The organism is Methylomagnum ishizawai (genome assembly GCF_019670005.1).
Lineage (GTDB): Bacteria > Pseudomonadota > Gammaproteobacteria > Methylococcales > Methylococcaceae > Methylomagnum > Methylomagnum ishizawai.
This window is the reverse complement of the sequence record NZ_AP019783.1, coordinates 3110344-3122250: the sequence shown is the minus strand read 5'-3', so window position 1 is coordinate 3122250 and position 11907 is coordinate 3110344. Positions and strand designations below refer to the sequence as shown.

The window sequence follows — 11907 nt, the reverse complement described above, 5'->3', positions numbered from 1 at the left end:
ATCTCATGAGATGGGCGCTTCAAGTTTAAACTAGGGGGTTATATGGAAAATCTTAAAAAGAATTTAAATATTGACGAGTTTCTTCCATCAAGGAATGGATTTTTAGAGCATAAGCTGGACTCTTGGGGTGATTATTTAGAGCTATCTAATTCCCTCAAGGAGTCATCGAATTTTATATTTCGTGGTCAATGTGATTCTAGTTGGGAGTTAATTCCAACTTTAACTAGGCATCTTGCTGGGGTTAATAAAAGGTTTATTAAGTTAAGTAAAGCAGCCCTTTCAAAGTGACTACTTCTTCTTCCTAAGTAATTGATATGTCGAGACATGTGGCTGTTTCGGGTCGTAGGGCGGTTTGTCGATGGGCTTTTTCGGGCCGCGCGGATGCTTTTTGAGGGTACGCAACGGGATGTTCCGGGCGGTTTCGCGCAGCCACGCGGCGAATTCCGCCGGGGTTTGTTCGGAGACGAACAGCCAGTCGCCGACCCCGCTGAGTTGGATGAGCGCGAGGAAAGTGGCGGCGATCTCGTGGGAGAGATAATACCCGGAGATATCCTTGGACACGGGTTTTCCATGGGCGCAGTCCAGCGCCGAGATCATGACCGAGAAGAGGTTATAGGCGACCAGGGCCAGGGCGAATCCGAACAGGGCGGCCTTGGGATAGGCCAGGGTTTCGATCTCGGACTTGAAATGTTTTTCGACGTGTTGGAACGCGGTTTCCAGGGTCCAGCGCCTGCGGTAGAGGTCGGCGACGGTGGCGGCGGGTATGTCCGCCGGGAGGTCGGTCAGGATATCGACGAAGGCATCGCCGTCGCGGGTGGGTTGTTCGAGTTCGACGCGGACGAGGCGATAGGGCCGCCCGGCCACGCCGACCCGCTTTTCCAAAAGCCGCCCGCCGCCCTGTTCCCCGGCCTGGGAAAACAGGGTTTCCTCGGTCAGCGGCAGGTTCAGGTGCAAGCGCATCAAGGCGTGGGCGTTCCGGCCCTGGAGCCGGTCGAGGAATCCCACGGTGCAGAAGTTGCGGTCGGCGATCCACAGTTCGCCGGCCTTGGGGATACCGGCCACGGCGTCGAGCAGGCGGCGCTCCTGGGCATGTCCGTCCTCGCAAGGGAACACGTCCCGCATCAGGCGGCGCTCCGGGTCGAACACCACCAGCGACTTGCCCGGCAACGCGGCACCGCCGACCTCGCGGTGGACGGCGAGGCGTTTCTCGCTCGCCGCCAGACAGTTGCCGTCGAGGAGGCGGACCGGATAACCCGGCAACCAGGGTTCGGGGGTGAAACCCAGGGCATCGAGAATATCCGACAGGTCTTCCGAGGTATCGCGCAGCAGGGCTTGGGACACGGATAATTCAACGCCCTTGAGTTTCTCGTAGAGCGCGGATACCGTTACCCCCAGGGGTTCCGGGTGTTTCTGGTAGGCCGCGTTGATCGAGGGATGGACCTTGAGGACCACGCTCAGCATGAGGTCGCACACCGTCGAAAATAGGATTTCCCGCGTGTATTGCTCCTTCGCGTTCTCCAGGAAAATCCTGTCCAGCCTCTCCGCCGCAAAGCAGCGTTCCAGTAGGCCGTGCAGCAGGCAGGACAGGGGCATTTTCTGGCGGAATAGCTCTAGCATTGATCTCGACTATTGGTGTTGGTATGTTGAGCGCCGATAATACTATCGGTTATTTCAGTTTGAAAGGGCTGGTTAAGTAAAGCTATGGCTGTTTTTAAAGGTGGTGGAGATATTGGCGAAGACTTAATTGAAGAAGATAGGTATTCTGTGTTTTCCGATCTATTTGTTACGGATGAGGAAATAGAAGCTCACCTAGAGAGATTTAAAAAAAGTATTCAAGGAATGCATGATGATCGTCCTGAATTTTTCAAGTCATTTATAAACATAAAAAATGAGGTGTGGGCTTTAGGACAACACTATGGACTGGGTACGCCTTTATTAGATTGGACAACTTCGCCCCTTATTGCTGCTTTTTTTGCTTTTGAACCTAAAAAAGACCCTGATTCCTCACAAGGTGAGCGTGTTGTTTACGCCATTGATAAAACAAAGCTTGACAAGCTAAAGGTTGGCGAGTCAAAGGTAGAGTTATTTGAACCAAGTTACAATGGAAACAAAAGATTAGCCGCTCAAAGTGGTCTTTTTACATATGTACCAAACGGTGTTTGCCTGAATGAGCTTGTCAAGCGGTGTTATAAAGATGTAGATGGTAATGAATATGTGCTGATAAAACTAATTATACCTGGCGATGATCGCGATGGTTTTCTTAGGCTATTGAATAGTAAGGAAAATATTAATAATTCTTCTCTATACCCTGATTTGATTGGCGTATCAAGGCATTGCAATCTCCATTTTGAAATAGATGATTACTAAAGGCCACTATGGGCAATAATCCAAGTAGTCTTCTTGCGATACTTCAGACCCCCTCGAAATCCCGGAGAATATCGTTGATTATCTTGCAGTTCATAGGGTACAATAACCGGTACCCCGGTGTATTCTGACCTACGGTATCAAAAACAAAAAAAGCACGCATGGCTCCAAAACCACACGCGCTTTTTCATATTCCCTGACTAACGTCGGACTCCCGCCCGGCGAAAGCCCTTGGCTAATTATTAACCGCCGATCTTCTTCATATCGGTCATGGCTTCCTCGACCGCCTTCATACCCTCGTCGACCTTGCCTTCCTTGCCCAAAGTGACGGCGGATTTCAGCTGTCTCACCATCCTTTGGGTGGCGGCGGAAAAAGGCTTGGATTGGGCCTGGATCAAGGCGTCTTGGCTGGCTTTGACGAACGCAGCGGAATCGCCTTGCTTGCCCGCGTCCAGCGCTTTCTGGGCGTAGGGGGCGATGGCCGACAGGTCTTCGTTCATCGGGCCGCCCGCCGCGTGGACGGCGCTGGCGGAGGCCAGCAGGGAAACCAATAACAACCTGATCGCGGTTTTGAATTTCATGTGGGGTTCCTTGAAAAATAAGGAGACATGGAAAACCCATATCCCCTTCGCAGAATAGGCTTTTTTAGAAAAATAAGCAAAGCCAAAAACAGCGGGCAACTGATTTGGCCCGTAGCCCGTAGGGCGGAATGGCCGGTACTTCGGCGGAATACGTCACTCTTCCCTACGCGGGCCAAGGCATGGAAAAAACCAGCTTGGCAAGCCTGGTGGGCATTAGGACTTGTGCTAAGCTCGATGGTGTTGCGCGCTGTGATAACGCCTGGTCACAAGTTGGGTAATATAAATAAGTTACGATTATATGATCGATGAGGGAAATCATTATGCGAAAAAAATTAGCGAGTATAACGATGCTGCTGGGCTTAATGTTGGCGCTTCCGGTACAGGCTGAGATATGGATTTGCGACTACGATGGCAGCTGGTCGACGTTCGGTAGTAATAATAAGGGCAGGTTTACTTGGAATGTATTTTGGAAGGGCAAAGCCGGGGTCGGTTGGGAAATCGATGGCGAATATACGGATCGCTATGGCAAATCGTTGCTAGACGGCAATTGCAATGACCATACGTGCAGCCTAACCCAGGTTTATCGCAGCGGTGAACTAAATGGGAAGCAATATTTTTGGAAGGGTAATTATACCGACGAAGCCATCGGCAATGCCAAGACGATCAATCGATTTGAAGGCACCTGGGGCGCTACGCCCAGCGCTGGCGATGGCTTGTGGCGGGCGGTCGCTACTTGTATACGCAAATAGTCTTTAGATACACCGCGTGGCAGTCCATGGTGCGGAATAGCCGGTACTCCGGCATATTCCGCCGCGCCCCCCGATATGGATGGGTGCCGAATATCCATAGCGCACAAACGAATTTGTCCGCTTCCCGCCTTATGGTAAGGTAAGCCCCTTTGCAATCCCGCCCATTGATGCCCATGAGTTTCGAGACTTCCGACATCGCCAGCCTCCATGCCGACCTGGTCGGCAAGAACCCCCGCACCATCCTCAAGACCGCGCTCTCCCTGTTCGACAACATCGCCGTGTCCTTCAGCGGTGCCGAAGATGTGGTGCTGGTCGATATGGCCCATAAAATCCGGCCCGACATCGCCGTGTTCACCCTGGACACGGGCCGCCTCCACCCCGAAACCTACCGCCTCATCGAAGCCGTCCGCGAGCGCTATCCCAGCATCCGACTGGAGGTGCTGTTCCCCGATTGCCAAGCCCTCTGGCAGATGGTCAAGGACAAGGGGCTGTTCAGTTTTTATAAGGACGGCCACCACGAATGCTGCGGCATCCGCAAGGTCGCCCCGCTGCGGCGCAAGCTGGAAACCCTGGACGCCTGGATCACCGGCCAGCGCCGCGACCAGAACCAAACCCGCCAGGAATTGGCCGAGGTGGAGATCGACGCCGCCTTCTCGGGACCGGAACGGCGGCTGGTCAAGTTCAACCCGTTGGCGAATTGGTCCTCGTCCCAGGTCTGGGATTACATCGAGGCCCACGATGTGCCGTTCAACGAACTGCACCGCCGGGGCTATGTCAGCATCGGCTGCGAACCCTGCACCCGTCCGATCCTGCCGAACCAGCACGAGCGCGAGGGGCGTTGGTGGTGGGAAGATGCCGGCAAGAAGGAGTGTGGGCTCCATGCCGGGAATGTGAAGGGATAGGTTGGCGCTGGGGTGGGGTGGGGATAGTCGAGGGCGGTTTCAATGCGCCGGTTGCCGCCAAGTTTCCAATAACCTGGAAACCAGAAGGCCGAAATCCTCCGCAAGCCGTGCGTGGACTATTTGGCTATCCGATCCGGCGATAGCGCCATGACTCAGCCGGTTCCGGGCCGCGAGCGCGGCCAAAACCAAGTCATAATCCTTCACCGAGATTTCCCCCAGCGAATACATATGGTCGACCGCCCGCCGCACCGGAAACCTTTCCACGGGGATGGCCGCCTCCACAGCGCGTTTACGCAAACCACCCTCGAAAATACCCCACAGATATAACAAAGCGGGTTCGTGCTCCCCGGCATCGATCAAATGCCGGGACCGGCCAACACCTTCGATAAGTTTCTGCCAAGCGGGTAAATCCGCCGCCAATCCCGGCACGGAATCCGATTCCACATCGTCGGGCGTGACCAGTATAAAACGCCAGCCAGGATGCTTGGCCACTTCTTCGGCCAAGGCGTGGAATCTTTCCACGGAAATCCGGGCCGAACTCGGCTTGACTTCGACGATAATCCCGGTCCCGCCTTTGACAGCGATAAAATCCGGTCGATAATCGCCAAGATCGAAGGGAATCGCGCCGGTATCGGGTTCAATCGATACTTGGAAGCCCGCCTCGGTATACTGTTCCGCTAGGGACCGGATTTGTTCATACTCATGATGGAAGGCTTGCGCGGTGGTATTCATAGATAAATCTCCAACGGTTGGGCAAGGCTGACTTTGATATAAACGCACTCCAGGCCGCTCGCTACACCCCGCTGTAATAACGGTGGCAAGACGCTAATGTCGATCCCTTCGCTGATAAAGCGGCGATGGCTATCCACATCAGAAATCAAATTATCATCTTTGAATACTAAGCCCACCAAAGCGTCTTGGATGGGCTTGATGATGTTATCGGTATCGGCGGGCGAGTCATCGCATAGATAAACCAGCGTGAACCTTAAAGTCATCGCTGCGATCGGAGGCTTGTCCCTCCAAGCCTTGGCGACTTCGCAGCGCACGAAAGTTTTCCAAGCTTGGAGGTTTTCCCTATTCCTGGTCTGTAAAGAAACAGGACGCTTTTCGATGAGGTATTCGAAAGGCAGCATGGTTTTCGCAGCTTATCCCTGCAATTTGGAAATATCCGCGATATTCAAGAACAAACCCTCCACGATGCCCAACAGCCCCAAACGGTTGCGGCGCAATTCGGCATCTTCCGCCATCACCATCACGCCATCGAAGAAGGCGTCCACCGTTTCCCGCAATTGGGCCAGACGCCGCAGCGCCCCGGTGTAGTCGCGTCCGCGCAGCAGCGGCAGCACGTCCTCCTTGGCGAGGCGGGCGGCTTCCAGCAGGCGCTTCTCGGCGGGTTCGGCCAGGACGTGGTCGTCCACGCTGGCGGCGGTTTCTTCCTCGGCCTTCCGCAGGATGTTGCGGATGCGTTTGTTGGCGGCGGCGAGGCTTTCGGCTTCCGGCAGGCGGCGGAATTCGCGCACGGCCTGCAAGCGCCGCTCGAAATCGAGCAGGCTCGACGGCCATACCGCCAGCACCGCCTCGAATTCGTCGTGCTTGATGCCCCGGTCCAGGAAATAACCGCGTAAACGCTCGATCATGAAACCGTGGACGTTCTCCCGCGCCTGCTCGGTCTCGAAGTCGTGGCTGAATTGGTCCAGCGCGAAATCCAGCAAATCCGGCACGTCCAAATCCAGCTTGGCCTCGATCAGGATGCGGATCGCGCCCAGGGCGGCACGGCGCAGGGCGTAGGGGTCTTTATCGCCGGTCGGGATCAAGCCGGCGCTGAAAATGCCGGTCAGGGTGTCGATCTTCTCGGCCAGGGCCAGCATCAAGCCGGTGCGGCTCTCGGGCAGGGCACCGCCCGAGACCTTGGGCAGGTATTGCTCCTCGATGGCGGCGGCGATATCCTCGGGTTCGCCTTCGGCCAGGGCGTAGTAGCGGCCCATGGTGCCTTGCAGTTCCGGGAATTCGCCGACCATGCTGGTCAGCAAATCGGCCTTGGCGAGCAGGGCGGCGCGCTCCACCCAGGCGCTTTCGGTATCGAGCTTCCCGGCGATATAGGCGGCCAGGGATCGCACCCGCTGGGTTTTCGCCAGCATCGAACCCAAGGTTTTCTGGAAGGTGATTTGGGCCAGTTCTTCGGCGCGGCTTTCCAGCGTGCGCTTGCGGTCCTGGTTCCAGAAGAATTCGGCGTCGGACAGGCGCGGGCGCACCACCCGTTCGTTACCGGCCCTGACCGTGTCCAGCGCGGTGCTGACCACGTTGGCGAAGGTGATGAAATAGGGCAGCAAGCCGCCGTGCTTGTCCTTGACCGGGAAATATTTCTGGTTGGCCTGCATGGTGGTGATGAGGACTTCCGGCGGCAGGGCCAGATAGCGGGCGTCGAAGCCGCCCAGCACCGGCACCGGCCATTCCACCAGGGCGGCGACCTCGTCCAGCAAATCCGGCTCGATATGGGCCTTGCCGCCGACCCCGGCGGCGGCTTCTTCCGCCAGCGCCTGGATTTTCCGCTTGCGGGCGGCGAATTCGGCGACCACATGGCCGGGATCCAGCAGGGTGTCGGCGTAGTCGGCGGGTTTTTCCAGGATCAGGCGCGAAGGATGGTGGAAACGGTGGCCCCGGCTTTCCCGCCCGGTGCGGACGCCCAGGATTTCGGTGTCGATGATTTCCCGTCCGAACAGCAACACGGCCCAATGCACCGGCCTTACGAATTCGGCGCTGCCATCGCCCCAGCGCATCCGCTTGGCGATGGGCAAACCGGCCAGGGCTTGCCGCAGGATATCGGGGATCAGATCGGCGGTGTAGCCGCCCTGCACGGTTTGGCGGAACGCCACCCATTCGCCCTTGTCGGTGCGGAGGGTGATGAGTTGCTCGGGGGTCGCGCCGCAGCTTTTCAGGAAACCTTGCAGCGCCTTGCTGGGCGAGCCGTCGGGCTGGTAGGCGGCGTTGACGGCGGGGCCGCGGCGTTCTTCTTCGCGGTCGGGCTGGGCCACGCTCAAACCCTGGATGACGAGCGCCAAGCGGCGCGGCGTGGCGTAGGGCCGCACTTCGCCATACGACAATCCCGCCTTGCCCAGCCCCGCCTCGACATTGGCCTTCAAAGCCAGGCTCAGGTTCGATAGGGATTTGGGCGGCAATTCCTCGGAGCCCAGTTCAAACAGCAAATCGCGGGTCTCAGTCATCTTTGGCGCTCCTAGCGTTCAGCAGCGGGAAGCCGAGTTTCTCCCGGCGTTGGTAATAGGCCTCGGCCACGGCCTTGGCCAGATCGCGCACCCTTAGGATGAAGCGCTGGCGCTCGGTCACGGAAATGGCGCGGCGGGCGTCCAGCAGGTTGAAGGCGTGGGAGGCTTTCAACACCATTTCATAAGCGGGCAGGGGCAGGTCGAGCGCGATCAGCTTCTTGCATTCGCGCTCGTAGGTGTCGAAGGCGTCGAAATGGAAGCCGGTGTCGGCGTGTTCGAAATTGAAGGCCGACATCTCCACCTCGTTCTGGTGGTAGATATCGCCGTAGGTCACCTCGCCCTGCGGCCCCCGCGCCCAGATCAAATCGAACACGCTGGACACGCCTTGCAGGTACATGGCGATGCGTTCGAGCCCATAGGTGATTTCGCCGCTGACGGGGCGGCAATCGATGCCGCCGACCTGTTGGAAATAGGTGAACTGGGTCACTTCCATGCCGTTCAACCACACTTCCCAGCCCAGGCCCCACGCGCCCAACGTCGGCGATTCCCAGTTGTCCTCGACGAAGCGCACATCGTGTTCCAGCAGGTCGAAGCCCAGGAAGGCCAGCGAACCCAGGTAGAGTTCCTGGAAATGGGCCGGGGACGGCTTCATGATGACCTGGAACTGGTAATAGTGCTGGAGCCGGTTGGGGTTCTCGCCGTAGCGCCCGTCGGTGGGCCGGCGGGAAGGCTGGACATAGGCGGTGTTCCAAGGCTCGGGACCGATGGAGCGGAGGAAGGTCGCGGGATGGAAGGTACCCGCGCCGACTTCGAGGTCTAGCGGCTGGAGGATCACGCAACCCTGCGCGGCCCAGTAATCCTGGAGCGCCAGGATCAAGCCCTGGAAAGTGGATACATCGTATTTTTGGGTGTTCACGCTGGCCCCTTGAAGCTTGCGGGTGGTTGAACGAAGCCGGGCATTATAGCCGGAATCGCCGATACCCAGCGGGGACCGGAACGGCTGGAAATCAAAGGGCGGAAAGGGCGGCGCTGGGCATGAACGCGCCGCTTCCCAGGATGGACGCGGCCATCATGGCGAGGACCGCGCCATAGACGAGGCGCGGCAGCCATTCGGCCAGGGCGTCGTCGAAGCGGGCGACGCGCTCGGCTTCCTGTCCGGCGTAGCGGCGCAGCAGGGCGGGGAGTTCGCCGCTGGCCTCGCCGGTGGCGACGAAGGACAGGGCTTCCGGCGGTCCCGGCCAGGGCAGGGTGCGCAGGGCCGACGCGAGGTCGCCGCCGCGTTTCAGCGTGCGTTCGGCGGGGGCCAGTTGGGCGCGGAGGACGAGGTTATCGACGGTGCCCAGCGCTTTGGGGAAGGCGTCCAGCATCGGCACGCCCGCTTCCAACAGCAAGGCCAGGCTGGACCAGAAGTCCCGCAGATTGCGCCGCATTTCATAGCGACCCAGTTTGGGCAGGCGCAGCAGCAGCCTATCGAACCCGGCCCGGAACGGCGACAAAGCCCCGCCCCGGAACCCAGTCGGGAATTTGAACAGCGCGTAAGCGCCCAGGCCCATCTGCAATAAGGGCAGCAAGGCCAGCTTGAGATAGCCCAGGCCATCGACCCGGCCCAATACCAGTTCCGGCAAGGGCTGGATCAAACCCGCCAGCACCAGCACCGCGACCGGCAGGGCCAGCCGCGCCCGGATTTGGCCGCGCCGCCGCGCCTGGGCGTCGTAGTGGTCGGACAATTGCCGATAGGCGCTGGCCAGGCTGCCGGTCGCCGCCGCCGCGCCCAGCAAGGCGGCGTCGAATTCGGTGAACAGCCCGTAGCGCCGCCCGGTTTCCACCCAATCGGCCCCGCGTTCCAGCCGGGACCGCAGGAGTTGGAGTAGTTGATCCGAGTCTTCCGTCTTGGGTGGATCGAGCATCGCCACGGCTTGGGCCGGGGCGATGCCGGCCCGTTCCAAGGCGGCGAGTTGGAGATAGAGGTCGGCGCGTTGCTTGGGCTGGTCGAGGCGGAAGGTTTTGGCCATGGCGGGTGTTATCGGTCGTGGAAGGGCGGGGCGATCATCCCCATACCGCTGCTTCCGCCGGAAATACCCGGCTGCCTTCGTAGCGCAGTCCCGGCTCCCGGTCTTCGGCTAGGAGCAACGGCCCGTCCAAATCCACATAATCCGCGCCCTGCGCCAATAACAGGGCCGGGGCCATCGCCAAGGAAGTCGCCACCATGCAGCCGACCATGATCCCGAAACCCTGCGCTTTCGCCAGGGCTTGCATCCCTAGGGCTTCGGTCAGCCCGCCGGTCTTGTCCAGCTTGATATTCAGCGCATCGTAGCGCCCGCGTAGCTGGGCCAGGCCGGCCCTGTCGTGGCAGGATTCGTCGGCGCAGACCGGCACCGGCCTCGGTAAGTCCGCCAATGCCGCGTCGGCCCCGGCGGGGAAGGGCTGTTCCACCAACTCCACGTCCAGCCGCGCCAGTTCCGGCATGAAGCGGTGATAATCGGCCAAGGTCCAGGCTTCGTTGGCATCGACGATCAAGCGGGCGGCGGGCGCGTGGGTCCGTACCGCCGCCACCCGTTCCAGATCATCCCCGCCCGCCAGCTTCAACTTGAGCAAGGGCCGCGCGGCCTGGGCGCGGGCCGTCGCCGCCACTTGTTCCGGCGTGTCCACACACAGGGTGTAGGCCGTGGTCAAGGGGGCGGGCGGGGGCAAACCGGCCAAGCGCCACACGGGTTGGCCCGCCCGTTTCGCGGCCAAATCCCATAGGGCGCAATCGATGGCGTTGCGGGCCGCGCCGGGGGGCATCCGTGTCAAGAGTTCTTCCCGCTCCAGGCCCGCCGCCAAATCCGGGACCAGGGCGGCGATGGCCCCGGCCACGGCTTCGGGCGTTTCGCCATAGCGGGGATAGGGGCGGCATTCGCCCCGGCCCCGGAACGCGCCTTCGCGGATTTCGACCACCACCACCGTGATTTCGGTATTGCCGCCCCGCGCGATGCGGAACACGCCGCGCAACGGCCAGTTTTCGCGCTTGATCGTGATTTCGCGCATGGCTCAGCCCAGCCCGGCGATACGGTCCACCAGGGCGGCGACCCCGGTACGCAAGGGATCGACACAGGGCAGGCCCAGCCGGTTCCGGGTGTCTTCCAGCAGCCGCCCGGCCGCGGCGGTGGAGAGGTGGGCGGTGTTGATGGAAACCCCGATGCAGCGGGCCTTGGGATTGGTGAGGCGGGCGGCGGCCTCGTTGGCGGCGATGCATTCGGCCAGGTCCGGCAGCGGATAGCCTGGCACGCCGCGCATGTGCGGGCGGGTGGGTTCGTGGCACAGCACCAGCGCGTCCGGCTGCGCCCCGTGCAGCAGTCCCAGGCTGACCCCGGCGAACGAAGGATGGAACAGCGAACCCTGGCCTTCGATCAAGTCCCAATGGTCCGGCGCATTGGCGGGGCAGAGCGTCTCGACCGCGCCCGAGATGAAATCCGCCACCACCGCGTCCACGCACACCCCGGCACCCGCGATCAGGATGCCGGTCTGCCCGGTGGCGCGGAAATCGGCGTCGAAGCCGCGCCCGCGCATTTCCCGTTCCAGGGCCAGGGTGGTGTACATCTTGCCGGTGGAGCAATCGGTGCCCACGGTCAGCAGGCGTTGGCCGGGACGTTTTTGGCCGGTGCCGACCTCGAAGCTTCCGCCAGGATGGCGCACGTCGATCAAGCGGCGGTCCAGGATGTCCGCCGCCGCCGCCAGTTCCGGGAGATCGGCGAGCCGCTGGTGCAGGCCGTTGGCGAGGTCCATTCCCGCTTGCAGGGCCGCCAGCAATTCGGGAAGCCATGCCGCCGCCAGCTTGCCGCCCCGGTTGGCGACCCCGACGATCAAGGTCCGCGCCCCGAGCGCGGCCGCCGCTTCTATCGAAAGCTCCGGCAGCCCGGTATCGGCTTGGCAGCCCGGCAGCCTGAGTTGTCCCACGCAATCCTCGGGGCGCCAACGCGCCACGCCATAGGCGGTTTTCGCGGCCAGGGGATCGGCGGCGTCGCCCAGGAACAGGAGATAGGGTTTGGCGATAAGCATAAGTGTCCTCATGTTGGCAACCTGAGAACGGGGATTATGGCGTGCCCACGGG

Annotated in this window: 13 protein-coding genes; 4 read left to right on the top strand and 9 right to left on the bottom strand. The window is 60.3% G+C overall.

Annotation, left to right across the window (positions count from 1 at the left end):
* Nucleotides 1–42 precede the first annotated feature (42 nt).
* The gene (locus K5658_RS14250) at nucleotides 43–288 is read left to right on the top strand and encodes an FRG domain-containing protein (protein WP_221063786.1); all 246 of its coding nucleotides are present in this window, start codon (nucleotides 43–45) and stop codon (nucleotides 286–288) included.
* On the opposite strand, the gene K5658_RS14245 is transcribed toward K5658_RS14250, so the two are convergent.
* Entirely contained in the window at nucleotides 289–1617 is a 1329-nt protein-coding gene (locus K5658_RS14245) for a transposase (RefSeq protein ID WP_221063785.1), read from the bottom strand.
* Nucleotides 1618–1701: 84 nt separating this feature from the next.
* Here K5658_RS14245 and K5658_RS14240 point away from each other — a divergent pair, with 84 nt between their 5' ends.
* Nucleotides 1702–2367, top strand: a complete 666-nt coding sequence (locus tag K5658_RS14240; protein WP_221063784.1) for an FRG domain-containing protein — start codon at nucleotides 1702–1704, stop codon at nucleotides 2365–2367.
* A gap of 239 nt (nucleotides 2368–2606) precedes the next feature.
* Here the strand turns inward: K5658_RS14240 and K5658_RS14235 are convergent, their stop codons facing one another.
* Complete coding sequence (locus K5658_RS14235; RefSeq protein ID WP_085213392.1) at nucleotides 2607–2945, bottom strand: small metal-binding protein SmbP; 339 nt, start codon at nucleotides 2943–2945, stop codon at nucleotides 2607–2609.
* A 320-nt stretch (nucleotides 2946–3265) separates the two neighbouring features.
* On the opposite strand from K5658_RS14235, the gene K5658_RS14230 reads away from it, so the two are divergent.
* Entirely contained in the window at nucleotides 3266–3694 is a 429-nt protein-coding gene (locus K5658_RS14230) for a hypothetical protein (protein ID WP_221063783.1), read from the top strand.
* Between the two features lie 173 nt (nucleotides 3695–3867).
* Nucleotides 3868–4596 (top strand): phosphoadenylyl-sulfate reductase, encoded by a 729-nt coding sequence (locus K5658_RS14225; RefSeq protein WP_221066985.1) that lies wholly within the window; start codon nucleotides 3868–3870, stop codon nucleotides 4594–4596.
* Between the two features lie 39 nt (nucleotides 4597–4635).
* Here K5658_RS14225 and K5658_RS14220 read toward each other — a convergent pair whose 3' ends face one another.
* The 7 genes from K5658_RS14220 to dgcN form a co-directional block, all read right to left on the bottom strand.
* Nucleotides 4636–5328 carry a hypothetical protein gene (locus K5658_RS14220; RefSeq protein ID WP_221063782.1) on the bottom strand — a complete coding sequence of 231 codons (693 nt, stop codon included), beginning with the start codon at nucleotides 5326–5328 and terminating at the stop codon, nucleotides 4636–4638.
* Nucleotides 5325–5729: a RusA family crossover junction endodeoxyribonuclease gene (locus K5658_RS14215; protein ID WP_221063781.1), complete on the bottom strand. Its 405-nt coding sequence runs from the start codon at nucleotides 5727–5729 to the stop codon at nucleotides 5325–5327. Before K5658_RS14215 ends, K5658_RS14220 begins: the two co-directional genes overlap by 4 nt.
* Nucleotides 5730–5741: 12 nt before the next feature.
* Nucleotides 5742–7817 carry a glycine--tRNA ligase subunit beta gene (gene glyS, locus K5658_RS14210; protein ID WP_221063780.1) on the bottom strand — a complete coding sequence of 692 codons (2076 nt, stop codon included), beginning with the start codon at nucleotides 7815–7817 and terminating at the stop codon, nucleotides 5742–5744.
* The gene (gene glyQ, locus K5658_RS14205) at nucleotides 7810–8733 is read right to left on the bottom strand and encodes a glycine--tRNA ligase subunit alpha (RefSeq protein ID WP_221063779.1); all 924 of its coding nucleotides are present in this window, start codon (nucleotides 8731–8733) and stop codon (nucleotides 7810–7812) included. Before glyQ ends, glyS begins: the two co-directional genes overlap by 8 nt.
* A 91-nt stretch (nucleotides 8734–8824) precedes the next feature.
* Nucleotides 8825–9829, bottom strand: coding sequence for a type II secretion system F family protein (locus K5658_RS14200; protein ID WP_221063778.1), 1005 nt, complete (start codon nucleotides 9827–9829; stop codon nucleotides 8825–8827).
* A 34-nt stretch (nucleotides 9830–9863) separates the two neighbouring features.
* A complete protein-coding gene (gene dgcA, locus K5658_RS14195) occupies nucleotides 9864–10844 on the bottom strand; it encodes an N-acetyl-D-Glu racemase DgcA (RefSeq protein WP_221063777.1) in 981 nt (326 codons plus the stop codon).
* A 3-nt stretch (nucleotides 10845–10847) separates the two neighbouring features.
* Complete coding sequence (dgcN, locus tag K5658_RS14190) at nucleotides 10848–11855, bottom strand: N-acetyltransferase DgcN (RefSeq protein ID WP_221063776.1); 1008 nt, start codon at nucleotides 11853–11855, stop codon at nucleotides 10848–10850.
* Between the last annotated feature and the right edge of the window lie 52 nt (nucleotides 11856–11907).

Coding starts and splice junctions, on each gene's coding strand:
- K5658_RS14250 (WP_221063786.1), top strand. CDS start 43: ATGGAAAATCTTAAAAAGAATTTAAATATTGACGAGTTTCTTCCATCA.
- K5658_RS14245 (WP_221063785.1), bottom strand. CDS start 1,617: ATGCTAGAGCTATTCCGCCAGAAAATGCCCCTGTCCTGCCTGCTGCAC.
- K5658_RS14240 (WP_221063784.1), top strand. CDS start 1,702: ATGGCTGTTTTTAAAGGTGGTGGAGATATTGGCGAAGACTTAATTGAA.
- K5658_RS14235 (WP_085213392.1), bottom strand. CDS start 2,945: ATGAAATTCAAAACCGCGATCAGGTTGTTATTGGTTTCCCTGCTGGCC.
- K5658_RS14230 (WP_221063783.1), top strand. CDS start 3,266: ATGCGAAAAAAATTAGCGAGTATAACGATGCTGCTGGGCTTAATGTTG.
- K5658_RS14225 (WP_221066985.1), top strand. CDS start 3,868: ATGAGTTTCGAGACTTCCGACATCGCCAGCCTCCATGCCGACCTGGTC.
- K5658_RS14220 (WP_221063782.1), bottom strand. CDS start 5,328: ATGAATACCACCGCGCAAGCCTTCCATCATGAGTATGAACAAATCCGG.
- K5658_RS14215 (WP_221063781.1), bottom strand. CDS start 5,729: ATGCTGCCTTTCGAATACCTCATCGAAAAGCGTCCTGTTTCTTTACAG.
- glyS (WP_221063780.1), bottom strand. CDS start 7,817: ATGACTGAGACCCGCGATTTGCTGTTTGAACTGGGCTCCGAGGAATTG.
- K5658_RS14200 (WP_221063778.1), bottom strand. CDS start 9,829: ATGGCCAAAACCTTCCGCCTCGACCAGCCCAAGCAACGCGCCGACCTC.
- dgcA (WP_221063777.1), bottom strand. CDS start 10,844: ATGCGCGAAATCACGATCAAGCGCGAAAACTGGCCGTTGCGCGGCGTG.
- dgcN (WP_221063776.1), bottom strand. CDS start 11,855: ATGCTTATCGCCAAACCCTATCTCCTGTTCCTGGGCGACGCCGCCGAT.